Below are 23335 nucleotides of genomic sequence, written 5' to 3' on the forward strand. Positions count from 1 at the left end.
AAGACATTTATTTTTAATAATTACATTAAAGAGAATACTTTAGCTTTTTTACGGTTAAGAAAGGAATTGATTATGTTTTTATTTGAAATCGCAATTATATCCATAATAGTTGGACTGATCAGAAAAGGAAGTATAAAGAACTTTTTTATCGGAGGAGTCAGAGGTTGGTACATATTCCTTGTATCCATAGTACTCTTCATGTCTCAAAAAATATTGGCACTTGCGGGAGTAAGCGCACTTAACGATTACGCTTTTTGGATAACGATAGTAGCTTACATACTTCTATTCTTTGGTTTATTCTTAAACCTTGAAGGTATATGGGTCTATGCTTTGCTTATAGGGGCTTTAATGAACTTCGTTATTTTGGTTTTAAACGGAGGTCTGATGCCTGTAAGTGAATCTGCTTTAAGTATCGCAGGGCTCGGAAACGCAACCGGTGCATATATGACAAAATTTGCATCAACAATGGCCGTTGCAAATGATTCAACTATTTTCCTTTGGAAATATCTCGGAGCAATAATACCTTTACCTCTTCCATCAATTCTTGGCGAAGTATTAACTCCGGGAACCGTAATAATGGCTATATCTTCATTTGGATTTATACAAAGTGTAATGACTACAGAGTATATGGATGAAGATGAATATGAAAAATACATGAAAGAATTAAGCAGTGATGACAAAAAAGAAAGTCCTCTTTTAGATGATATATCAAGAATAAAAGAAGACAAAGATAATAAAAATGATATTTCTGATGACAACGATATAGACTACACCAATATCAATGAAGATGACAATTCATTGCTTGATAACGACTCAAATGAAGATTCTTTTGAAGAAGCACAAGAAAAAGAACTTGTAGAAAATGCAGCAGAAGAACAAGATTTCTTTGCCGATTTTGAATTGGACGACTTAAATGAAGAAGATCCTGAAAGTGAAGAAAATATCGAAGATTTATCTCTAATTCAAGAAGAAGGCTCAAAACTTGAAGACGAAGACCTTTTAAAAGAATTAGAAGACGAATTCAACGAAGGCGAAGAAGAGTTGTTTAATGAAGAAGATGAACCTGACAATCTTCTTGACGAAGCAATAAATGAAGAAGAATTAACTTCAGAAGAAGACGAAGAAGAAATTCAAGAAGAAGTTGAAGATATACCGGAAGAAGAAAAAGATGAAGATGACATTATAGAAAATATTGCCCCAATAGCAGCAGGAGCGGGAATTGCAGCCGCAGGAATTGCTATGGCAGATAAAGAAGAAGATGATAAAAACGAAAAAGAACCGGATTTGGAAGACTTATTAACAGAAGCTTTAGGCGACGATGAAGACGATGAGGATATAGAAGAACTTTTAAACGAACTCAGAAACTTATCTATGGAAGACGAACTTGAGTCTGAAGAAGCTGAAGTTGATTATGAAGAAATAGAAGAAAACGAAGAATCTTCTGATGAAGGAATCGATTATGACTTCTTTGAAGACGAAAATGACGATGAAATAAACGAAGAAGTTACAACGAAAGACCTACAAGAAGCTGAAGAATACGAAGACGAAGACAGTGAAACTGAAGAAATCATATCAAAAGATGATGATGAAGAATATGAAGAACTTACCGAGGAATCGTTCCAAACTCCAGAAAGTCATATAAAGGATGCAAAAGAAATCCTCAAAAAAGTAGGAAATACAAAATCAGAAAAACTCTCTGATCCAATAAATCCAATGCCTGATGTGGATGTTGAAAGTCCTTTCATTATCGCAGATGGAAGAATTGTCGAAAATCCTTATTATAAATTCAAAAAAGGCGGTACTTCCAGAAGAGAGCAAGTAATAGCTTCTCCAGAAATAGACGATAACGGAATTTATGTTATGAGTGGAGGCGGACTTGCAAAGGTAAAAGAAGGAAAAGTTGAACCACAAATACCTAAAGAAGAACAAAGGAAAAATCCGGTAAGAAAATCAAACATACCGAATATGACATCAACACCGGGATTTGATCAAAATCAGGAAGAAGAGTTTACGACAATAACAAAAAAAACTTCAGACAAACAACAATCAAGCGATATGTCACAATTCAAACCTTTAGGTTATAAAGAAAATGTAAGAAAAACAGCAGTTCAAAGCGAACCTTACACACCTATGAATAATTATGATATCAATAATGAAATACCGATGACTCAAAAAAGAGAAAACCCTATAAACTCACAACAAACAAATAATGATGTTTACGAAAGAGAATCAAAGATGACAATCGTCAATGATTCTTCTACGGGAAGAACGGTACAAAAAGATTATAATTATCCAAAAGAACAAGTTGTACAAACATACAGAGAACCGGTTATTGATTCCGAAGGAAAAGAAGTCATGAATCCATACGAAAAGGTTGAAATGAAAATCGGTGATGTGGAAATAAAATTCTGGAAAAAAGATAATCAATAAAAATCATAACCGCGGAAATATTTTCCGTGGTTATTTTTATAAGGAGCATAAAATGAGATTTTATAAGAACGAACTTCTTATAGGAAAAGAAAACACCGAAAAACTCCAAAACAAAAGCGTCATTATAATCGGTTGCGGAGGAGTCGGAGGGTTTTGTGCTGAAGCAATAGCAAGAAGCGGAATATACAATATAACGATAGTTGATAACGATAAAGTTGAAATAACGAACTTAAACAGGCAAATTATCGCTTTAAATTCAACCGTAGGAAAATATAAAGTCGATATATTAAAAGAGCGAATAATGGATATAAACCCGAATGCGAAAGTAACAAAAATAAACTCGTTTTTGGACAAAAGCAATATAGATAATATTGTATCAAAAGAATATGATTATGTAATAGATGCAATAGATTCAATGAGCAGCAAAATTGATTTAATAGACTACTGTTATAAAAACGATATAAACATAATTTCTGCTATGGGAATGGGAAATAAATTATCTCCCGAAAATATTATAATAGATGATATATATAATACTTCCTACTGTCCTATGGCAAAAATAATCAGAAAAGAATTAAAAAAGAGAAATATAAAAAAATTAAATGTATGTTATTCGAAAAACGAAGTGGATAAAAAGTTAAAAACACCTTCAAGTATGATATTTGCCCCGAGTATATGCGGCATTACCATGGCATATAAAGTAATAAAAGATCTAACGGAACAATAAAGGAGAATGTATTATGGCTGTTGAATTTAAAAATGATTGGCAGGAAATATTAAAAGGAGAATTTGACAAAGAATATTATAAAGAAATCCGAAAAAAACTGGTATATGAATACAGACACCACAAAGTATATCCTGATATGTATGACATATTCAACGCTTTGCATTATACATCATATAAAGACACAAAAATATGCATTATAGGTCAAGATCCTTATCACGGCGAAGGACAGGCTCATGGACTTTCTTTTTCCGTAAGAGAAGGTGTTCAGCCTCCCCCATCACTTTTGAACATATATAAGGAACTGGAAGACGACTTGGGAATAGAAAAACCTAAAACGGGATGTTTGGTACCATGGGCAAAACAAGGTGTTCTGCTTTTAAATGCAGTTCTTACGGTACGTGCAAACCAAGCAGCAAGCCACAGAAGTTTGGGATGGGAAGAATTTACAGACACTATAATCAAACTTTTAAACGAAAGAGAAAAACCCCTTGTATTTATTTTATGGGGAAATTTTGCGATTTCAAAAAAAACATTGATTACAAATCCGAATCATTTGATTCTTACAAGTCCTCATCCAAGTCCACTTTCCGCAAACAGAGGCTTTTTCGGAAGCAAACCATTTTCAAAAGCAAACGAGTTTTTAAAGCAGACAGGACAAACACCTATTGATTTTTCTCTTAAATAATATATAAAAACTATTTACAAATAACAAATATGACAGTATATTATAGTAAGACAAAAATTATAGGAGATGAATATGAGAAACAGCACAAAAGAAATTTTCAGCTGGATATTTACCATATTTATAGCGATAATACTCGCATTACTGATAAGAACATTCATATGCGAGCCCGTAATGGTAAAACAAACCAGTATGTATCCAACTTTGAACGACTCGGATAAAGTTCTTGCCAGCAAAATATCTTATATAATATCAGCCCCTGAATTTCAAGATATTGCCGTCGTAAAAATAGATGAAAACAATGACTATGTCAAAAGAGTAATAGGACTTCCGGGAGACAGCGTAGAAATAAAGAATTCAAAAGTATATGTAAACGGTGAAGAAATACAAGAACCTTACATATCGGAAGAACTGACCTACAACGACTATCCCCTTACCGTTGTACCCGAAAATCAATACTTTGTTTTGGGAGATAACAGACCGAATTCAAAAGACAGCAGGGATAATGAAATAGGAATGATTTCCAGGGAACAGTTTAAAGCCAAAATAGTCTTTAGAATACTTCCTTTCAGCAGTTTTGGAAAGATAAAATAAAAAGAACCTCTAAAGGTTCTTTTTATTTTATAGTCATATCTTCTCCCGGTTTTGTAAAGAAATCCATCGGAGGAAGTTCTCTTTCATATTTTTTATATACTCTGAAAGTATTATATAGCCAATTCCCCTTATCCAACTCCTTATTAGGTAAATGTATGATAATAACTCTTCTCGGATTTAATTTATTTATAATTTCTCTTCCTGCTCTTAAGGCTATATAAGGAAAAGGCGCCAATAAAACATCAATATCTCTTTTGAACATATCCGCATCTTCAAAATTTTCAATAACAGGAGCGCTATCCCCCAAATGAAGGAAAGTTTTACCTCCGAATTCAAAATAATAAGAGAAGTTTTCAACATCATTATAATTTTTACCGTCATGCTGTATGGATATAACCTCAAATGAAATATCTTTTATTCTTGCCATAATCGAATCCGAAAAAGGAATCTCAAACTCATGAACCTGAGACACTATTATAGGGTCAAAATTAGCTGCTTCTTTTAATCTTTCCATAACAGTAAAAGTACAAATCAACTGGGTAAGTCTGTTATTCTTAAGTATCTCACATACACTTGTTGCATCAAAATGCTCTGCATGATGATGAGTAAACAACATAACATCTATTTTATCATACGGAGCAATTCCATTTATCATTTTATTCAGTGTACTTTTATCCACACTGAAATAAGGAGGAATATCTTTAACATGAACTCCGTCTATAAGTATCTTTTTCCCTTTATTCTCCAGTAACACACCGGAATTTGCTATATATTCTAAGGTCACATTTTTTTTACCAAATGCCATATAAACACCTCTGCTTTTATAATTTAACATTTTAATTATACATTTTTTTTTATATTTTAACAAGTTAATATAATTTGTTTTTAATAATTTGTCAATAATTATTTAATTTAATTAGATTATTATGTTGAAATAGACTATAATATATTATAAGGGATAAAACTCCTTTAAATGTGACTTATGTAAAAGCATATAGCTTTAAACACTGCAATAAACGAATTAAATACATACAAATATAATAAGTCACAATATATATTTATTTAAAATTGATTTTCCAGAGGTTGGATGTTTTTGATATTTATTAATCTGTTTGTCTAAAATTATAATTAAGCAATGAATAAAAATCTATTAAAATAATTATAGTTAACAGTCAAACTCCTAAAATATTATATATTAAAAAAGGAATAAAACATATGAAACTTGATGAAGATAAAATTGAAATGCTGAGATACGAAACCGGCAGAGATTACGGTTTTTGCGAAAAGGCACTTATACGCTCCAGGAATAATTACGATAAAGCATTGGAATATATAGAAAACTACGATGACAGATATTTTATAAGATTATATAAACATATAGTGGCAATCAGTTTCGGAGAAAAAAGCTATAGATTCAGGATTAACAGTATGGATGAAAACATAATGGATATACCTCTTTTGATTCCTGTAATATTATGTCTGATAATTCCAATACCCTCAATTTTCATAGCACTTCTCATGATTTTGATTATGATTACCAATTCTTCTATTACCCTTGATGTAATAAACAGTGAAGATGTATTCATCCCCATAAAGAAAAGAGAGAAAATCAAGAAAAAAAACAATAAAGCAAACAAAAGTAAAACATCAATCGGTCATACAAAAATAATAAAGGATGACGAAGGCTTTAATATAATAGACATTATATAAATCGGAGGATAACATGAAAGAGATACTACTTATAGAAGACGAAGTCAAAATAGCAAGATTTCTTCAACTGGAACTAACCCATGAAGGTTACAATTTAACTATAGCAATAGAAGGAAGAGACGGGCTTATAAAAGCTATGGATGACAAATATGACCTTATTATTTTGGATTTAATGCTTCCTAATTTAAGCGGAATAGAAATATGCAGAAGGTTAAGAGCAAACAATATTTCTACACCGATAATAATGCTTACGGCAAAATCAGACGTTTCTGATAAAGTAATGGGGCTGGATATAGGTGCAGATGACTACATGACAAAACCATTCGCAATAGAAGAACTTCTTGCAAGAATAAGAAAGATATTATCAAGAAAAATCGCAAGCGAAGAAATAAGAGAACGTGAAGCAATTATCAAAGCAGGGAAAATAACACTCGATAAAAATACATATACTGCTCACTACGAAAATGAAGAAATATCCCTTACAAAAAAAGAATTTGAACTTTTGGAATACCTGATGATAAATAAAAATATAGTCCTTACCAGAGAACAAATAGTAAGCAACGTTTGGGGATATGATTACGAATCAGAAACAAATGTCACAGACGTTTATATAAGATATTTAAGAAGTAAAATAGATCAAAAATACGATACTCATTATATAAGAACGGTAAGAGGAATAGGATATCAATTTAAAGATGAGGAAGAAGAAAAATAATTCAAATTCAAATATCCATAAAAAAAAGATAAAGGTAAAAGGAACCAAAAGCATAAAGCAAAAAACAGCGCTTTGGTATACTTACCTTTATCTTTTAATTGCATTGATTGCAGTATTGGTACTAAGCATAACCATTTTAAAAACCGCTTATAAGAACGTATATAAAGAAAACAGCAAAATAAACAAAAGTATGACGCAAATATTACAAAACGGAAACTTTGAAGATACGGAATATATAAAAAGAAATATTTACAATATAGAAAAAACTTATGACGAATCCGTAATTTCTCTTATAAACACAAACGGAGACTACTATTTACTCGATGATAACAAAAATATCGAAGAATATATAAAGGGATTAAAAGAAAACGTGCTGTTTGAAATTTTCCCAAGATTATCTTTACTGAACAAGGGATATCTGGTAAGCAGCCGGGATATAAATGCAAACTCTCAGGTATATAAGCTCCTCATATTCTACCCCGCAGGACCTTTGATAAATACTTTGATGATAATTTTGCCACCGATAAGCATAGTTTTGAGTCTGGGAGCTTTTATGATTCTGATACTGGGCAGAATGAAATTAGGGAAAATACTCGCCCCTATTAATCAAATGAGCAGAACAACAAGAAAAATAACCGCTGAAAATTTAGATTTAAGACTGGATGTATCAGAAGCAGAGTATGAACTAAAAGAACTGGCAAAAACAACCAATGAAATGATAGATTCCTTCCAGGAAGCGTACGAAAAGCAAGAGCAATTCGTCTCAGACGTTTCACACGAGCTCAGAACGCCTATATCCGTAATTTCCGGATACGGAAATATGTTGAAACGTTGGGGTAAAAAAGACGAAGATATTCTAAATGAAAGCGTAGATTCAATTATATTTGAAGCAGAAAATATGAAAGAACTAGTAAACAGATTGCTATTTTTGGCAAAATATGACAAAAATAGTCTTCATTATAACTTTGAAAGAATGAATCTTACAGAATCCCTTAACCTGATAATAAAAGACTTCAGTGTAACACACCCGGATGTAACTATACTTCATAATATTCAAGATAACATATTCATTATGGGGGATGAATTCAGAATAATAGAAGTAGTAAGAATTTTTATAGATAATGCAATAAAATATTCTAATAATAACATTACATTAAAAATAAATTTACAAAAACAAGAAAATAATGCTATACTAACTATTAAAGATAATGGTATAGGAATAAAAGAAGAAGATTTAAAAAATATATTCTACAGATTTTACAGGAGCGACAAATCCAGAAACAAAGAAACAGGCGGAATGGGACTCGGACTTAGTATAGCAAAAGCCATTATCTTGGATCATAAAGGTAAAATAAGAGTCAGAACAAAAGAAAATGTAGGAAGTGAATTTTCAATTACATTACCTTTAGTAAAATAATATAAAGGAGATTCAATATGAGCAGTATGAAACAATGGCTTGAAACAAGAAGCAAAGAAATTTCCGGACAGGTAGTTGATATAAACCAAAAAGAATTGACCGACGAGGGTATAAGCGGATTCGGAACAAAAATAAGAGTAAATGAAATAATAGAAAATTTACAAGCCGGATTATTCCCTACAATATACGAAAAAGATCTTGATAACAAAGAATTTATAAACATTTATGTAAGAAAAAGATTAAATACGGCCGCAATGGAGCTAAACAGCATTATAAGAGAAGTTTTTATAAATATGTGTGATAATGAAAATAAGGATAAAAAAAATTGCAATAAATGCAAAACCAAAGCGGACAATGCAACAATAAGCTTTATGGAAAGTATTCCTAAAGTAAGAGAATATCTTTCAACAGACATTATTGCCGCATATAACGGAGATCCTGCGGCAATGAGCATAGAAGAAATTTTGCTGAGCTATCCTTATTTGGAAGCTGTAACCATTCAAAGACTTGCACATGAATTGTTTTTGCTTAAAGTTCCTTTAATTCCGAGAATCATGACAGAATATGCTCATACAAAAACAGGTATCGACATACATCCTGGTGCAAAAATAGGGAAATATTTCTTTATCGATCATGCAACCGGAGTTGTTATAGGAGAAACCTGCGAAATAGGAAATAATGTAAAACTATATCAAGGGGTGACTCTTGGAGCAAAAAGCTTTGAACTTGATGATGACGGAAATCCCGTAAAAGGAGTAAAAAGACACCCCAATATTGAAGATAACGTGATTATATATTCGGGCGCTACAATCTTAGGAGGAAACACAACCGTCGGAGAAGGCTCAATAATAGGCGGTAATGTTTGGCTGACCAAAAGCGTACCAAAAAATTCACGGGTTTACAACAATACTCCGGATAATTTAATAGAAGTGGCAAAATAAAAAGACCTTTTTAAAAGGTCTTTTTTATTTGATTATTTATTCCGTTTATTTTTATGAAAAATGGAAAAAATAGTATAAAAATAAAATGAAAAGGAGATAAAAAATTTGAATAAACTTGTTTTATTATTAGTTATAATAGGCGCCGTAAATTGGGGACTTATAGGATTTTTTCAATTCGACTTGGTTGCAACATTATTTGGAGGTCAAGCTTCAATAATGAGTAGAATAATATATGCAATCGTAGGACTCAGTGGACTGTATTCACTTAGTTTCTTTAATAAGGTAGACTAACAATGGTAAATTCCCTTAAATAGTTATTGACATATGACAAAAAATGATTATAATTATATATAAATAGCATATGCTAATAATTTACAAAGGGAGATGAAAAAAATGCCAAACAGAGATGGTAAAGGTCCAAGTATGAATTCAAGTTATTGTAATAATACTGGCAACTGCCAGCGTAAACAAAAAAGACAATGCAGAAGAAGAAATTGTAAATCTGATGAAAACAATCAAAATTGCAAAAGAGAATTTCATTGCAATAAAAATGAATATTAATATATCTTGACAAATAATAATTTAATAATTATTATATACTTGATTAATTAATTAGAAGGTATATTATGTCTAGACCCAAGAAATATAAAAATGTGTGTAAAATGCCTAATATTCAATATTTTAAAGGGAATAAAGATAATGACTTGAATCCTATAATGTTAAATATTGAAGAATATGAGGTCATACGATTAATAGACAAAGAAGATTTAACACAAGAAGAATGTTCTATTCAAATGAATGTATCAAGACCTACTATCCAGCTTTTATATGCAAACGCAAGAAAAAAAATTGCAACATTTCTTACCACAGGAGCACCTTTGAAAATAGAAGGAGGCTCATATAAACTGTGTAATAAAAGAAATACTCATTGTAACCATAGAAATTGTAAATATCGTGGTGAATGTAACAAATAAAAAAGAGCATTAAAATGCTCTTTTTTTATGCTTCCCATGTTAACTTTTTTCCGGCAAGAAGGTGAAAATGTAAGTGATGCACGCTTTGTCCACCATCTTCTCCGCAATTATTTATAATTCTAAATCCTTTTTTATCAAAACCCTCTGTTACAGCCAGCTTATTGCAAACAGAAATTATATGATTTACAATATCGTCATTCTCTTCTATATCCAAAACAGAGTCATAATGTTTTTTAGGAACTATCAAAATGTGGTAAGGCGCAATAGGTTCTATATCCTTAAAAGCATATACCTTATCATCTTCAAAAACTTTCTTAGAAGGGATTTCACCTTTTATTATTTTACAAAACAAACAATCATTCATAATAATTCACCCTTTATTTTTGTCTTACTATAATATCCTGTCCATCCAAACAATTCTCACCACTGCTAAGTAGATTTGCAATTACATCAGCAACATCCTCAGGCTGCATTATTGTTGTAGGATCTTCTTCAGGGGCAAGTATCCTTCTAAGCTCCGTTGCACATCTTCCGGGTGATATACAATAAACCTTTATGCCATATTCTCTAAGCTCATCGGCAAGAGTCTTTGACAAAGATATAACACCGGCTTTTGCCGCTGCATATGCCACCCAGCCCGGTCTTGAAGTTGAGCCTGCAGTTGAAGCAATATTTAATATCTTAGCATCTCTGCCTTTCATATATCTCACACACGCTCTAATCATTACAAGCATTGATACCGTATTGATGGTAAATGTTCTTTCAAAATTTTCGTTTGTTGTATCCAAAAGTGCTGTGGGATTTACAAACCCCGCACCGTTTATGAGTAAATCAATCGAGCCAAATTCCTTTACGACTTCTTGAACTTTTAACTCTATACCTTCCAAATCCATCATATCATGAGGCAATACCATAACATTACATTTTGGATTCATAAGTTCTTTGGTCTTATTTAGATTGTCTTCGTTTCTTGCCATTAAGACAATGTTATCTATACCTTCTTCATTACTCATCTTTATTGCGGTAGCCCTTCCAATCCCTTGACTGGCTCCCGTTATAATACATGTTTTCATATCTTACCTATTCCTTTCCGACTATAAATTCCTTATATATTTCTTCACAAGTAACCAAATCAACAGGTGTTGTTATTTTTATATTGTATAAAGAGCCAGGTAATACTTTAATCTTTTTACCTGGATTATAATGATAGAACAACGAAGCATCTTCAGTAAAAGACAATCCTTCTTCTCTTGCTTTCTTATGAGCATCAAACAATAATTTTGAATCAAACTTATGTGGAAGCTGAACATTTACAAGCTCATCCCTAACTAAATTTTCATCTATAAATCCATCTTTTTGTTTTAAAACAGTAAACGGTATATCAAGTCCATAAATTGCATTTTCGTTTTCATCACTTATAAGAGCTTCATATTCTTTTTTACTAACAAAAGGTCTTACTGCTTCATGAACAATAATACTATCCACATCCTGAAGATATTTACACCCTATATAAGTTGATTCCTGACGGCTTTTTCCACCTTCCACACATAAAATATTTTTTTGAATGTTGTGATTGAAAATTAATTTTTTCATTTCGTCTATATGCTCTTTCGGCGAACATATTACTACTTTTTCAATTTCTTCTATTTTTTCAATTTTTTCCAGTACATGAAGAATAATAGGTTTACCTCCAAGTAATAAAAACTGCTTTGGTACAGGCCTACCCATTCTTTTACCTATACCTCCGGCTAAAATGATCATTCCTGTTGACATTTTAACTCCTCCTTAAAATATTTTTATTTTATCATATTAGGTTTTATTAACTCATTAACAAATCGTTCGCTGGCTTTTCCGTCAGCGACTTCGAAAGTCTGTTTTTTAAACTCTTTAACCTTTTCTATTTCAAAGTTACCGTTTTTTATATCATGTGCCATAGACAGCGTATCGGTATAAACTTTGCCCGGCAAATCTGTTCTAAAATCTATATAAAATCCTCTTTCGTCAATATAATCATAATAATCGCTTGCAAAAAACATCATAGGTCTTTCAAGCAAAGAATATTCAAATATTGCCGATGAATAATCGGTAATCATTATGTCACTTATCATCATTAATTCATTTATATCGGGATAATCACTTACATCAAACAAGAATTTTTTTAAATTATCATCTATTTCATATTTCTGTGTTATCCATGGATGCAGTTTTAATAATATGATATATTTATCACCAATAATTTCTTTCATTAGGGAAAAATCCAAATCATCTTGATAATGAGCAGAAGCTCTGTTATTTCCTCTAAATGTAGGAGCAAACAAAATGATTTTTTTATCTTTAGGCAAAGAATATCTTTCTCTTACATTTTCAAGCAAATTTAATTTTAACTCATCATTAAAAAATACGTCCGTTCTTGGAATGCCAATATCCGTTCTAAACTTGCTGATATCCGTTCTAAAAGCTTCAGCATAAAACTTAGCATTATATTTACTACCCATTAAACAATAGGTATAATTTGAATGAATGTTTATGATTTTCGCAGTTTTAGGACTAACCCCAAAAGATTTATCTAGGACACTATACCCTATTTTCTTAAATCCACCACTTGCATGCCATACTTGAATAACTATTGTTTCTTTTCTTACTTTAGTAACGTATAACGGGAAATAATAATCATCTACAATCACAAATCTTGATGTTGCAATATGATATTCTGTCACTATATGCGTAAAAACTTTCTTTAATTTTGTTAAAAATGTCTTATCAACAGATTTTGTAAATCGCAAACAAATTTCAATATCCAAATTTTGACTTTCTATTTCATTATATATATATAATAAATTTCTATCCAGTTTATCTGAACTGTTTGAAGCAATCAAAATCTTATTTTTTACTTTAAATATCTTAAATATATTGTAAGAAACTGCTAAAATATTTTTTACTATTCTTTTTTTTAATCTTGTTCTAGAAATAAATCTTTTTATAACTCGAAACATTATTTTCTCCCCATAATATTACAATAATTTCTCTCTGATTTCATCCAACGTTCCATTTTCATCTCTTTGTTCAAGAGTATATTCATCTTGCATTGTTTTATATGGAAGATAATATACACCATCACCATGATAGTCACTACTTGTAATAATTAACCTTCTAATAGAAGCAAATTTAAAATGTAGCCCTGCTTCATTATTCCAAAACTCTCCAGCAACTCTATAAGTTCCAGGAAGCAATTTTAAATTAGGAAGAACAAATCTGTAAACATGTCTTCCTACAGAAGAATCTACCACATTATTCTCATCTTGTTTACTGGTAGAAAAAACAATTCTATCTTCAATATCTCTAATAGAAAAACAAGCTATTAAATTATTTGCAATTTCTTTTTTTACTAAATACTCTACTTCAAATATAATAGAAGAATCATATGGGAATTTAACTCTATTTTTTGTATCTTGCTCAAGATTTATAAATCTTGTTTTTACAAGTTCCCAAATATCTTTTTTTTCAAACACTTCGTTTTCTTTTTCTCGTTCTTCTCTTTCTTTAATTCTCTTTGCAGCTCTAACTTCTTTTAAATAATCTTCATAAAGTTTAGAAACCATATCAGTATCGCCTTTTGCCATCAGCTCCCCGTCTTTTATCCACATAGCTTTTGTACAAAATCCACGAATTGTAAACAAACTATGACTTACAAAAAGAATTGTTTTACCTTGTTTTCTAAACTCTTCTATTTTTGATAAACACTTTAATTTAAATGTATCATCCCCTACAGCCAAAACTTCATCAACAATTAAAATATCAGGCTCCACATTTACGCTTATGGCAAACCCAAGCCTTGATTTCATACCAGATGAATAAGTTCTTACCGGTTGATACAAATGATCTCCTATATCTGCAAATTCAATTATATCCGGAATTCTTTTTTCCATTTCTTCCTCGGGAATACCAAGAGTTGTTGCCTTTAAAAATATATTTTCATATCCGGTAAGTTCCTTATCAAAACCGGAAGTAAGTTCAAGCAATGCAGAAATTCTTCCATTTACTTCAATAGAACCCTTTGTAGGAGTTGCAACTCCTGTAATCATTTTAAGGAGTGTTGATTTTCCTGAACCATTTACTCCAAGGATACCAATTGTTTCACCTTTTGGAAACTTAACATTTATATCTTTTAAAGCATAGAATTCACCATATTTAACTTTACTTGAAAAAGCATTTACAACTCTATGCCAAGCTTTTTTATATATTTTATACATTTTTGTAACATTGTTAACACTAACAGCAACATTCTCATCCGGTATATCATCAGGCCAATCTTCCAGCATTGTTGCTTTCATTTCATCTGTAATTTCTATATTAACATCAACTGAATTTCTTGTAAATTTTTTTGCCATAATAACCTCCTATAATACATCAGAAAACTCATTATGGAGTTTTTTATAAAGATATGCCGTTAACAATGTAAATAATAAAGTAAATACTAACATATATATAGTATATGAAGGCCTTTCAAAAAACCATATTTTGTTCAAAAATGTATCTCTATATCCTTGTATAAAATAATAAAAAGGATTAAGTTTTAAAATTTTAAATAATAAAGAACCTTCTGCTAATTTAGACGGAGCCCAAACAACAGGAGACAACCAGAAAAATATCATTGTAGTTGACTTTACAAGTTGTTCAAAATCTCTGCTTATAACTGATAACGTTGATAAAAAGGTACAAAGCACACACCCAAAGAAAAATAAAAATCCAGTATAATATATAATTTGTAAATAATATATATCCGGATAATATCCACAAATAAAAAGTACTATCAAGACAAGAACTAATAATATTAAATGCGTAAAAAATAACGACATTACATTAAATATAGGAATTGTTTCAACAGGGAATACAACTTTTGTAACCAAATAACTATCTCTTCTTATGGAAGAAATACCTATATTCATAATGTCATTAACAAAAAACCAAGCTATTATACCCGTCATTAACCAAAAAATAAAAGGAATATTACCATCCATAGGCTTTCCTCCTCTTATCCCGATTTGAATACCAAACCAATAAACGAAAATAAACAAGATAGGTTTAACAAGAGACCAACCAACTCCCAGAGCTGAGCCAGAATATCTTTTTTTAATAGTCATTTTAGCCATAGCCAAAGATTTTTTTCTATTTTTTATATTGGATTTAAAAATATCAACAAAACTCTTAATTGCTTCTTTAATCATTATTGTTTTTTCCTCATAATAAATATTTTTACCATAATTTATCTAATTATGATACTATAACTATAAAAAAAAGTCAAATTATCATCAATTACAAACAACAAAAAAAGCCTTAAAATAAGGCTTTTTTATTTATTGTTATGTAATTATATTTTAGCCGAAATATCTCTTAAGTAAACCTTCGAAAGCTTTACCGTGTCTAGCTTCATCTCTTGCCATTTCATGAACTGTATCATGAATTGCATCAAGATTTGCTTCTTTAGCTCTTTTAGCAAGATCAAATTTACCTGCTGTAGCACCGTTTTCAGCTTCAACTCTCATTTCAAGATTTTTCTTTGTGCTGTCTGTTACAACTTCACCTAATAATTCAGCGAATTTTGCAGCATGTTCAGCTTCTTCATAAGCTGCTTTTTCCCAGTAAAGACCAATTTCAGGATAACCTTCTCTGTGAGCTACTCTTGACATTGCAAGATACATACCAACTTCAGAACATTCTCCTTCAAAATTTGCTCTTAAATCTGCAATAATATCTTCGCTAACACCTTTTGCAACACCTACAACGTGTTCTGCAGCCCAAGTTCTTTCTCCTGACATTTCTTGGAACTTTTCAGCAGGAACATGACATTGAGGACATTCTGCTGGTGGATTTTCTCCTTCATGAACATAACCACATACTGTACATACCCATTTTTTCATAATTAATATCTCCTTTTTAATTTCATTTTATATATTTAACAGCATCATTACATACTGTTATAAACTTTTATTACATTTCTGCGACTATTTTCAACTCATCGCTTAAATGATTTTCTTCTTTAATTTTTTTTAGTTTTTTCTCAAGCAACATCGTAAACTCTTCATCTTCATAATCAATAATCTCATTCGTTTTCGTATTATATATATGTATATGAAATCCCGTTCTGGCGTCAAAACGCATCATGTTACTTTCGTCGTCTCTTACTTTGATTATAACACCTTTATCAATAAATGCTTCCAATATATTGTATACGGTAGCAAGAGAAAATTTGTTTCCCAGCGAATTGAGATGATCTTTTACCATATCCGCACTGGGATGCTCACTGCTGTTAATCAGATACTCCAAAACGGAAATCCTGTTTGGAGTAGCTTTAAGACCGTGACTCCTAATAATTTCTTTTACATCCATACATTTATTTTCCCTTCCCGGTATTTTAAATTAGAATGATTATAATTTAATTATATAGGATTTTTATTCTTTGTCAATACTTTTTTACTAAAAAACTATATTTTTTTATAAAATTTAAAAAAGAGTTTTATAAAATTCTTCAACTATAAAATTGCCGTAACACCGTATGTAAGACACATTATAAGTATACCTGCCGTCAACACTCCCGCAACTATAGGCAATATGGCATCTTTAAGCCTTATATCCAAAAAAGCAGCAACCAATGCTCCCGTCCATGCTCCCGTTCCAGGAAGAGGTATTGCAACAAATATAAATAATCCCCACTTTTGATATTTTTTAACTTTTTCACCTTTTAAATGAGCTTTATTTTCAAGTTTATCTATAAACTCACTCAACTTTGGCAAATATTTTCTTATGAGGATAAATATTCTTCTTATAAATAAAATAATAAAAGGTACCGGAATCAAATTCCCCACTACAGAGGCAATATAAGCCGCAGGGAAACTGAGTCCCGAGGCAATGCCTATGGGAAGACCTCCCCTAAGCTCTATGATTGGTACCATAGAAATAATTAAAGTGTATAAAAAACTATTCAAAATCTTTATTCCGTTTCTCTTTCTTTTAATATTACTGAACTTTATATAATATTATAATAAATATTTAAGTTTATCAATCTATTTAATGATTTCTAATGTAAATATAATAAAAACGGATATGTACTATCCGTTTTTACTAGCAAATGTTATCTATACAATGTATTTGGATTAATATATTCTTTATCCCTTTTTACCCCAAAGTGTAAGTGGTAATCATCGGCTATTTCAAAATTGGCACTCTTTCCGACGCTACCGATAACATCACCTTTGTTTACTCTCTGACCTTTTTTTACATTAATATTCTTATTTAAATTTGAATAAACACTGTAAAATTCATTACCATGATCGATTTCAACACTGTATCCCAGTTTATCGTCCAAGTATACCCTTTTTACTTTTCCGTCCATTATACACTTAACATTTTCATTCTTTTCTGATTTTATGTCAATTCCGGTATGAGAAGAAGAATATTCGTTTAATGTTTTCGAATATACAGGAGTTGTATTGTAACTGTAATCCATTATTATTTCAGCACTCTTAACCGGTCTTTCCACAGAAGTCAAATCTAACTTTGAAATATTCACTGCACTTTCAGATTTATTATTTTTATCATCATTATTCTCAGTGCTTTTTTCTTTCTTATCTATATCGGATTTCTTTTGTTCTTCTTTTTTAGTATTGTCATCACTTGCAACTTTCGGCTTTACCGTATCACTCATAACAGATTTATTCGTTATTCTGTCCTCATTTATATCCGACACCTTTACATTGCTTTTGTTTACAATACCTGCAAACAGTACTCCAACAATCAAAAGAGTGGAGCAACCTATACATAATTTTGAAATGAATTGTTCTTTCTTATTCATGATTACTTTCTTTTTAACTTTTCTATTTTTCTTATCCACTGTCAAACCTCCCCAAACAAATCAATTCACAGCTTAATATTGAAATATTTTTATATATTATTACCCACTATAAAACTTTTAAACATGTCACAAAAATTTTTATTAAAATATTAGAATAAATAAATCTCAAACAATAAAATCGAATTTATTTATATTGTTAACTTAAAATTTCCATTTATACCCAAAATATGGGGAAAAACAAAAAAATACTTTTAAATACTCGGGTTTTGGTGTATAATTCCATAAGAGAAAACGGAGGGATAACATGTTAGATAAATTAAAATCTATTGAAAAAAGATTTAATGAAATAAGTAACGATATTTCAAACCCTGATATAATTAACAATCATGAATTATATACAAAATTAATAAAAGAACATTCACATCTGGAGCCTATCGTAATCGCATATAAAAAATACGCCGATGTAATGGAACAATTGGAATCAAATAAAGAAATGCTTAACGAGAGCGACGATGATGATTTCAAGGAAATGATTCTGGATGATATCTCATCTTTAAACACTCAAAAAGAAGAATTGGAAAAAGAAATAAAAATTCTTTTAATACCTAAAGATCCGAACGACGAAAAAAACGTAATCGTTGAAATACGTGCAGGTGTAGGAGGAGACGAAGCCGCTTTATTTGCAGGAGATTTACTCAGACTTTACACAAGATATGCAGAAAGAAACGGCTGGAAAGTTGAAATGCTTTCCACTAACGAAATCGGCATAGGCGGATATAAAGAAGCCGTATTTTCAATACAAGGGAAAGGCGCATATTCAAGACTGAAATATGAAAGCGGTACACACAGAGTACAAAGAATACCCGATACGGAATCAAGCGGCAGAATTCATACTTCCGCTATCACAGTAGCCGTACTGCCGGAAGCCGAAGATGTCGAAGTAAATATCGACCCAAATGATTTAAGAATAGATGTTTACCGTTCAAGCGGCAACGGAGGACAAAGTGTAAACACGACCGACTCAGCCGTAAGAATCACCCATATTCCTTCAGGTATAGTGGTTGCATGTCAGGACGAAAAATCCCAGCTTAAAAACAAAGATAAAGCATTAAAAATATTAAAAGCAAGAATATTTGAAATAGAACAGAGAAAACAACAAGAAGCTATCGCAAGCAACAGAAAAAGCCAAATAGGAAGCGGAGACAGATCAGAAAGAATAAGAACATACAACTTCCCTCAAGGAAGAGTTACAGATCACAGAGTAGGCCTTACTCTTTACAAGCTAAATGATATACTCGATGGAGATATTGACGAATTCATCGATGCATTGATTGTACAGGATCAATCGGAACAAATGGGAATAGAAGAATAAAAAAGGACTTTTAAAAGTCCTTTTTTATAATTTATTTATTGCAGAATTCCTTCTACTGCTTATAACCGAATAATAATTATACATATTCCTTGCAACTTTATCATCCCAAGTAGAACTTGAAGCGTATCTTTTGTTTACGGCACTGATTGTCTTACCGTTATACAGTGAACTGCCGGGTTTTAAATACCCCTCACTAAGCCCCTTTGCAACATCATATATATTATCTTCTTTTGTAGCATACCCTTTTGACCCATAACCAAACATATTATTGGGTTTAAAACAGATTGTTCCGTTCGCACTCTCCATAGATGCTATCGCAACCAAGAATAAACAATTAACACCGTACTTCTCTTCAGCCCCCACAAATGCCTCTTCCAATCCAACCAATCCCTGCCTTGTTATAAGTTTTAACTCAGATGCACTTACACCGCTTGTCTTACTCATATCCATATTATATATTTCATTTAAAGAATAGCTTTTCATTTTTTCATTCTTTTTGACTTTACGTACAGTATGTTTCCTCAAATTATCAGATATACTTACCTCTTTTGCATTCGACGCAATGTTTACGGCCTTTTGAGCTTCCGCTTTCATTGCTTTTTCTTTCATTGACCAATATTGAAATACACCTATCAAAGAAACCAAAATACAAATACATAAAGATAAAGCTATAACCTTTAAACTTTTCTTTTTAATTCTTTCTTTTGGCAATACATCTTTTAGCTCTTTCTCTATACCTTCCAACTCATGTTTAATTTCTTTAACGTCATTTATAATTAAGTTATCATCCTCAGTCTTTTCATCTATCTCTTTCAAAGAATCATTTGATATATCATCAATGGTTTCTTCTATCAATTTTTCGGTCTTTTCAATATTCAAAAGAGCATCTTCGAAAACCAAATCTTCACTGTCATAAGTACCTGTACTTTTAGATTTTTTATCTGTATCATCGTACTTATTCCTCATAAAACCGTGACGCTTCAAAAACTCTTTTTCCCTGCTGTTCAGCCTCATCGTTTTTTTTACTTTTATCTTTTTATCATTGTTATTCATAAATATTTCCTTTTATAAAAATATCTTAAAGTAATTCAATTTTACTTCTTTTATACGAAAAAGTCAAAATTGAATAATTTTTGTTGAAAGATAGATATTTTAAATATACAATATATCATAGAGAGGTTAATTAAATTATGAAAAAAACAATATCAGTTTTATTATCGTTAATATTACTTATATGCCTTACAGGATGTACACTGATAAAACCCGAAGATAAAGTTAATGAATTTTTATCAGCCGTAAAAACACAAGACAAAAACATCCTAATGGGATACGCTGATAATAAATATATCAATATGCTAGTAAACAATTCAGAAGACGAAAAAACATCAAATGAAATATATTCTAACTTATTTAAAAATTTAAACTATAAAATCATATCTTCATCAGTTGATGAAAAAAGCGAAGATGCAACTGTAAAAGTAGAAATATCAAATACAAGTTTTAAAAATGTATTTAAAAATTATGAAAAAAAATCTTATGATTATGTACTAAACAATCTTTACTCCAAAACAAAAACAAAAAAATCAAACCTCAATAAAAAGTTCATGAAAATATTTTCGGATGAAATAATAAAAGCATCAAAATCAAAGAAAAAAGTAACAAAAACCATAAATATAAAACTTACAAAAAATGAAAATTACGGTTATGATTTAAAGCCCGACAAAAATCTAATAAATGCATTAACAGGCGGATTAATATCATCTAAAAAATAAAATAAAAAGGCACTGTACAGTGCCTTTTTATTTATGCCATAGCTTCCTCTACTTTTTTAAATTTATCTGCGCCCACACCGCATACAGGGCATTTAAAATCAGCAGGAAGCGGATCCCCGTCATATACATATCCGCATACTGTACATACGTACTTCACATTACCGCTTTTCTTTTCTTCTTTTTCTGCAATATATGTAGGTGCATTTTTTGGAGACTTACCTCTTATCACTTCGTGATAATAAGCATAAGTCATTTGTCTTCTCTTTTCGTCATATACTTCAGCTTCAACAACTTTACCAAGAAATACCGTATGAGTTTCTGTTTCCATTTTATCTATGACCTCACAAACCACATATCCGGCACTGTCTTTGACAACGGGAACTCCCTCAACCATTTCGTAATCTATTCCATCAAATTTATCATTATCTTTACCCGATTTAAAACCGAAATTTCCGATTAAGGTCGAATCGGAGTCTTCTGCAAGTATAGAAAAAGCAAATTTACCGCTTTTTTCTATACAAGAGTTTGTGTAGTTGTTATGATTAACACTTACCGCTATCGTTGCAGGGTCCGATGTTATCTGCATTATACTGTTTGTAATACATCCCGTAGGTCTGTTACCATCCATAGTAGAAGTTACATACACACCGTAAGACATTTTTCTAAAAATATTAATATTCATATTTCCATCCTCATTTCTTTCTATTTAACTATATTTTATTATCTCTTTTATCCAATTATTACTGCCATTTATTTTATTCCATTTTAACTCATTGTAGCACCATCAACAGAAAGTACAACGCCGGTAATATAACTTGCAAGGTCGCTTGCCAAAAACAAAAAAGCATTCGCAATATCTTCAGGTTCACCTATCCTACCTAAAGGTATAGTTGCTATTAAAGGCTTAATCATTTCTTCGGGAAGAGCCGCAACCATATCCGTATTTGTAACGCCAGGGGCAACCGCATTTACCCTTATATTATCTTTCCCAAGCTCTCTTGCCAACGATTTTGTCATACCGTTTATGGCAAATTTTGATGCAGGATATCCGACTCCGGCAGGTTGTCCATAAATACTAACCATCGAACTGGTATTAAGAATCACTCCCCCACCTTGCTCTTTCATAATCTTTGCAACTTCTTTTGATGCATTAAAAGCCGCAGTGACGTTTAAATTCATTATCTTCTCAAAATCTTCTAATTTATACTCATATAGACTTTCTCTTGCAGAAATCCCAGCATTATTCACAAGAATATCGATTTTCCCATACTCTTTCTTAATCTTTGCAAAAGTATTTTTCATATCCTCTTCATCCGTAAGTTTTGGATACATTCCATTTATATCATAATCCTTGTTTTCGCATTTCAATTTATCTAAAGCTTTATCAACAGTATCTTTTCTTGAGCCAAATAAAATAACTTTCGCACCATTATCCAAAAACTTTTTTACCGTAGCAAACCCTATTCCTCTGGTTCCTCCGGTCACCACCGCAACTTTACCTTCCAACATTTTATACATTTCTTTCACCTCCGTTTATTAATATATTTTCCTCTAATATTACTTTTAATACAGTCACTATATCTTTAAATTAACTATACATCTTTTACCAAAAATTGTCAAGTAAATTATAATGGTTCTAATTTAATTTTAATAATAACATCCGACCTTCTATGAAATAAATAAAAAAACTTTGAATAATAAATTCAAAGTTTAATAATTTCTTATAATACAAATCAAAAATATAATATTAAAAATATCCAGTAATTTTTCATCAAATATGCTAATAAAAATATTCCTATTACTTATTCAATATTTTTTATTTTAGGCGCAGAATTCTTTTTTGATTATCTCCTATCCCTTTTAATATTTCAAAATAGAATTAATTATTCATATAATGTCCATACACTTTATAGTATACATAAAAATTTATTTTTTAATATAATTTTACTTCTATCTATAAATTTATTGACTTAAAAAAAAAAAATAGTCTAAAATATAAACAAACAAAAAAATACAAAAGAATATATAATTAAGGGAATCCCAAAGAAATATGAATACATACTATACAAATGTTCATTAGCAATTAAAAAATATTTTAGAATAAGGATAAATGACTTTATATCAAAAATCATTATATAAATATTAAAACACC

General features: G+C 30.8%; 27 protein-coding genes. 13 read left to right on the plus strand and 14 right to left on the minus strand.

The window, feature by feature from the left end; genetic code table 11:
- Positions 1 to 72 precede the first annotated feature (72 nt).
- The 4 genes from QZ357_RS05120 (at position 73) to lepB (ending at position 4433) form a co-directional block, all read left to right on the plus strand.
- Positions 73 to 2430 (plus strand): DUF5317 domain-containing protein, encoded by a 2358-nt coding sequence (locus QZ357_RS05120; protein ID WP_290772693.1) that lies wholly within the window; start codon positions 73 to 75, stop codon positions 2428 to 2430.
- 52 nt (positions 2431 to 2482) lie between these two features.
- Positions 2483 to 3157 (plus strand): tRNA threonylcarbamoyladenosine dehydratase, encoded by a 675-nt coding sequence (locus QZ357_RS05125; protein ID WP_290772696.1) that lies wholly within the window; start codon positions 2483 to 2485, stop codon positions 3155 to 3157.
- 13 nt (positions 3158 to 3170) lie between these two features.
- Positions 3171 to 3842 (plus strand): uracil-DNA glycosylase, encoded by a 672-nt coding sequence (locus QZ357_RS05130; RefSeq protein WP_290772699.1) that lies wholly within the window; start codon positions 3171 to 3173, stop codon positions 3840 to 3842.
- 72 nt (positions 3843 to 3914) lie between these two features.
- On the plus strand, positions 3915 to 4433 hold the full coding sequence (gene lepB / locus QZ357_RS05135) for a signal peptidase I (protein ID WP_290772702.1): 519 nt from the start codon (positions 3915 to 3917) through the stop codon (positions 4431 to 4433).
- Between the two features lie 22 nt (positions 4434 to 4455).
- Here the strand turns inward: lepB and QZ357_RS05140 are convergent, their stop codons facing one another.
- Positions 4456 to 5238 (minus strand): MBL fold metallo-hydrolase, encoded by a 783-nt coding sequence (locus tag QZ357_RS05140; protein ID WP_290772704.1) that lies wholly within the window; start codon positions 5236 to 5238, stop codon positions 4456 to 4458.
- A gap of 410 nt (positions 5239 to 5648) precedes the next feature.
- On the opposite strand from QZ357_RS05140, the gene QZ357_RS05145 reads away from it, so the two are divergent.
- The 7 genes from QZ357_RS05145 (at position 5649) to QZ357_RS05175 (ending at position 10190) form a co-directional block, all read left to right on the plus strand.
- Positions 5649 to 6143, plus strand: coding sequence for a hypothetical protein (locus QZ357_RS05145; RefSeq protein ID WP_290772707.1), 495 nt, complete (start codon positions 5649 to 5651; stop codon positions 6141 to 6143).
- A gap of 13 nt (positions 6144 to 6156) precedes the next feature.
- Positions 6157 to 6858 (plus strand): response regulator transcription factor, encoded by a 702-nt coding sequence (locus QZ357_RS05150; protein ID WP_290772716.1) that lies wholly within the window; start codon positions 6157 to 6159, stop codon positions 6856 to 6858.
- Entirely contained in the window at positions 6839 to 8275 is a 1437-nt protein-coding gene (locus QZ357_RS05155) for a HAMP domain-containing sensor histidine kinase (protein WP_290772719.1), read from the plus strand. The genes QZ357_RS05150 and QZ357_RS05155 overlap by 20 nt, the downstream gene beginning before the upstream one ends.
- Before the next feature lie 17 nt (positions 8276 to 8292).
- A complete protein-coding gene (epsC, locus tag QZ357_RS05160; RefSeq protein ID WP_290772722.1) occupies positions 8293 to 9216 on the plus strand; it encodes a serine O-acetyltransferase EpsC in 924 nt (307 codons plus the stop codon).
- A 96-nt stretch (positions 9217 to 9312) separates the two neighbouring features.
- Positions 9313 to 9507, plus strand: coding sequence for a DUF378 domain-containing protein (locus QZ357_RS05165; protein ID WP_290772849.1), 195 nt, complete (start codon positions 9313 to 9315; stop codon positions 9505 to 9507).
- A 102-nt stretch (positions 9508 to 9609) separates the two neighbouring features.
- Positions 9610 to 9777, plus strand: coding sequence for a hypothetical protein (locus QZ357_RS05170; protein ID WP_290772725.1), 168 nt, complete (start codon positions 9610 to 9612; stop codon positions 9775 to 9777).
- Positions 9778 to 9842: 65 nt separating this feature from the next.
- Positions 9843 to 10190, plus strand: a complete 348-nt coding sequence (locus tag QZ357_RS05175) for a DUF134 domain-containing protein (RefSeq protein WP_290772728.1) — start codon at positions 9843 to 9845, stop codon at positions 10188 to 10190.
- A 25-nt stretch (positions 10191 to 10215) separates the two neighbouring features.
- Here the strand turns inward: QZ357_RS05175 and QZ357_RS05180 are convergent, their stop codons facing one another.
- The 10 genes from QZ357_RS05180 to QZ357_RS05225 all read right to left on the minus strand — a co-directional run bounded on the left by QZ357_RS05180 (position 10216) and on the right by QZ357_RS05225 (position 18078).
- Positions 10216 to 10554, minus strand: coding sequence for a histidine triad nucleotide-binding protein (locus QZ357_RS05180; protein WP_290772730.1), 339 nt, complete (start codon positions 10552 to 10554; stop codon positions 10216 to 10218).
- A gap of 13 nt (positions 10555 to 10567) precedes the next feature.
- Positions 10568 to 11263: an SDR family oxidoreductase gene (locus QZ357_RS05185; RefSeq protein WP_290772733.1), complete on the minus strand. Its 696-nt coding sequence runs from the start codon at positions 11261 to 11263 to the stop codon at positions 10568 to 10570.
- Positions 11264 to 11270: 7 nt separating this feature from the next.
- Complete coding sequence (locus QZ357_RS05190; protein ID WP_290772735.1) at positions 11271 to 11963, minus strand: IspD/TarI family cytidylyltransferase; 693 nt, start codon at positions 11961 to 11963, stop codon at positions 11271 to 11273.
- A 23-nt stretch (positions 11964 to 11986) separates the two neighbouring features.
- Positions 11987 to 13183: a CDP-glycerol glycerophosphotransferase family protein gene (locus QZ357_RS05195; RefSeq protein ID WP_290772737.1), complete on the minus strand. Its 1197-nt coding sequence runs from the start codon at positions 13181 to 13183 to the stop codon at positions 11987 to 11989.
- 18 nt (positions 13184 to 13201) lie between these two features.
- Positions 13202 to 14578 (minus strand): polysaccharide ABC transporter ATP-binding protein, encoded by a 1377-nt coding sequence (locus QZ357_RS05200; RefSeq protein ID WP_290772740.1) that lies wholly within the window; start codon positions 14576 to 14578, stop codon positions 13202 to 13204.
- A 9-nt stretch (positions 14579 to 14587) separates the two neighbouring features.
- A complete protein-coding gene (locus QZ357_RS05205; protein WP_290772743.1) occupies positions 14588 to 15415 on the minus strand; it encodes an ABC transporter permease in 828 nt (275 codons plus the stop codon).
- Between the two features lie 150 nt (positions 15416 to 15565).
- Positions 15566 to 16108, minus strand: coding sequence for an NADH peroxidase (locus QZ357_RS05210; protein ID WP_290772746.1), 543 nt, complete (start codon positions 16106 to 16108; stop codon positions 15566 to 15568).
- Positions 16109 to 16178: 70 nt separating this feature from the next.
- Entirely contained in the window at positions 16179 to 16577 is a 399-nt protein-coding gene (locus tag QZ357_RS05215) for a transcriptional repressor (protein WP_290772749.1), read from the minus strand.
- A gap of 143 nt (positions 16578 to 16720) precedes the next feature.
- Complete coding sequence (locus QZ357_RS05220; protein ID WP_366934117.1) at positions 16721 to 17173, minus strand: small multi-drug export protein; 453 nt, start codon at positions 17171 to 17173, stop codon at positions 16721 to 16723.
- Positions 17174 to 17319: 146 nt separating this feature from the next.
- Positions 17320 to 18078 carry a M23 family metallopeptidase gene (locus QZ357_RS05225; protein WP_290772751.1) on the minus strand — a complete coding sequence of 253 codons (759 nt, stop codon included), beginning with the start codon at positions 18076 to 18078 and terminating at the stop codon, positions 17320 to 17322.
- Between the two features lie 265 nt (positions 18079 to 18343).
- Between QZ357_RS05225 and prfA the strand changes: the two genes are divergently transcribed.
- Complete coding sequence (gene prfA, locus QZ357_RS05230; RefSeq protein WP_290772754.1) at positions 18344 to 19411, plus strand: peptide chain release factor 1; 1068 nt, start codon at positions 18344 to 18346, stop codon at positions 19409 to 19411.
- Positions 19412 to 19435: 24 nt separating this feature from the next.
- Here prfA and QZ357_RS05235 read toward each other — a convergent pair whose 3' ends face one another.
- Positions 19436 to 20464, minus strand: coding sequence for a glucosaminidase domain-containing protein (locus tag QZ357_RS05235; protein ID WP_290772757.1), 1029 nt, complete (start codon positions 20462 to 20464; stop codon positions 19436 to 19438).
- A 137-nt stretch (positions 20465 to 20601) separates the two neighbouring features.
- On the opposite strand from QZ357_RS05235, the gene QZ357_RS05240 reads away from it, so the two are divergent.
- Positions 20602 to 21183: a hypothetical protein gene (locus QZ357_RS05240; protein WP_290772760.1), complete on the plus strand. Its 582-nt coding sequence runs from the start codon at positions 20602 to 20604 to the stop codon at positions 21181 to 21183.
- Positions 21184 to 21214: 31 nt separating this feature from the next.
- Here QZ357_RS05240 and QZ357_RS05245 read toward each other — a convergent pair whose 3' ends face one another.
- On the minus strand, positions 21215 to 21865 hold the full coding sequence (locus QZ357_RS05245; RefSeq protein ID WP_290772763.1) for a flavin reductase: 651 nt from the start codon (positions 21863 to 21865) through the stop codon (positions 21215 to 21217).
- An 83-nt stretch (positions 21866 to 21948) separates the two neighbouring features.
- Positions 21949 to 22710 carry a 3-oxoacyl-ACP reductase family protein gene (locus QZ357_RS05250; protein WP_366934118.1) on the minus strand — a complete coding sequence of 254 codons (762 nt, stop codon included), beginning with the start codon at positions 22708 to 22710 and terminating at the stop codon, positions 21949 to 21951.
- Between the last annotated feature and the right edge of the window lie 625 nt (positions 22711 to 23335).

The organism is Anaerofustis sp., from assembly GCF_019420015.1.
Classification (GTDB): domain Bacteria; phylum Bacillota; class Clostridia; order Eubacteriales; family Anaerofustaceae; genus Anaerofustis.

Excerpts from the sequence above, each read along its gene's own strand:
- QZ357_RS05140 (WP_290772704.1), bottom strand. The coding sequence starts at position 5,238 with ATGGCATTTGGTAAAAAAAATGTGACCTTAGAATATATAGCAAATTCC.
- QZ357_RS05125 (WP_290772696.1), top strand. The coding sequence starts at position 2,483 with ATGAGATTTTATAAGAACGAACTTCTTATAGGAAAAGAAAACACCGAA.
- lepB (WP_290772702.1), top strand. The coding sequence starts at position 3,915 with ATGAGAAACAGCACAAAAGAAATTTTCAGCTGGATATTTACCATATTT.
- QZ357_RS05185 (WP_290772733.1), bottom strand. The coding sequence starts at position 11,263 with ATGAAAACATGTATTATAACGGGAGCCAGTCAAGGGATTGGAAGGGCT.
- QZ357_RS05235 (WP_290772757.1), bottom strand. The coding sequence starts at position 20,464 with ATGAATAACAATGATAAAAAGATAAAAGTAAAAAAAACGATGAGGCTG.
- prfA (WP_290772754.1), top strand. The coding sequence starts at position 18,344 with ATGTTAGATAAATTAAAATCTATTGAAAAAAGATTTAATGAAATAAGT.
- QZ357_RS05155 (WP_290772719.1), top strand. The coding sequence starts at position 6,839 with ATGAGGAAGAAGAAAAATAATTCAAATTCAAATATCCATAAAAAAAAG.
- epsC (WP_290772722.1), top strand. The coding sequence starts at position 8,293 with ATGAGCAGTATGAAACAATGGCTTGAAACAAGAAGCAAAGAAATTTCC.
- QZ357_RS05150 (WP_290772716.1), top strand. The coding sequence starts at position 6,157 with ATGAAAGAGATACTACTTATAGAAGACGAAGTCAAAATAGCAAGATTT.
- QZ357_RS05245 (WP_290772763.1), bottom strand. The coding sequence starts at position 21,865 with ATGAATATTAATATTTTTAGAAAAATGTCTTACGGTGTGTATGTAACT.
- QZ357_RS05205 (WP_290772743.1), bottom strand. The coding sequence starts at position 15,415 with ATGATTAAAGAAGCAATTAAGAGTTTTGTTGATATTTTTAAATCCAAT.
- QZ357_RS05210 (WP_290772746.1), bottom strand. The coding sequence starts at position 16,108 with ATGAAAAAATGGGTATGTACAGTATGTGGTTATGTTCATGAAGGAGAA.
- QZ357_RS05215 (WP_290772749.1), bottom strand. The coding sequence starts at position 16,577 with ATGGATGTAAAAGAAATTATTAGGAGTCACGGTCTTAAAGCTACTCCA.
- QZ357_RS05175 (WP_290772728.1), top strand. The coding sequence starts at position 9,843 with ATGTCTAGACCCAAGAAATATAAAAATGTGTGTAAAATGCCTAATATT.
- QZ357_RS05200 (WP_290772740.1), bottom strand. The coding sequence starts at position 14,578 with ATGGCAAAAAAATTTACAAGAAATTCAGTTGATGTTAATATAGAAATT.
- QZ357_RS05195 (WP_290772737.1), bottom strand. The coding sequence starts at position 13,183 with ATGTTTCGAGTTATAAAAAGATTTATTTCTAGAACAAGATTAAAAAAA.
- QZ357_RS05145 (WP_290772707.1), top strand. The coding sequence starts at position 5,649 with ATGAAACTTGATGAAGATAAAATTGAAATGCTGAGATACGAAACCGGC.
- QZ357_RS05190 (WP_290772735.1), bottom strand. The coding sequence starts at position 11,963 with ATGTCAACAGGAATGATCATTTTAGCCGGAGGTATAGGTAAAAGAATG.
- QZ357_RS05120 (WP_290772693.1), top strand. The coding sequence starts at position 73 with ATGTTTTTATTTGAAATCGCAATTATATCCATAATAGTTGGACTGATC.
- QZ357_RS05130 (WP_290772699.1), top strand. The coding sequence starts at position 3,171 with ATGGCTGTTGAATTTAAAAATGATTGGCAGGAAATATTAAAAGGAGAA.
- QZ357_RS05240 (WP_290772760.1), top strand. The coding sequence starts at position 20,602 with ATGAAAAAAACAATATCAGTTTTATTATCGTTAATATTACTTATATGC.
- QZ357_RS05170 (WP_290772725.1), top strand. The coding sequence starts at position 9,610 with ATGCCAAACAGAGATGGTAAAGGTCCAAGTATGAATTCAAGTTATTGT.
- QZ357_RS05180 (WP_290772730.1), bottom strand. The coding sequence starts at position 10,554 with ATGAATGATTGTTTGTTTTGTAAAATAATAAAAGGTGAAATCCCTTCT.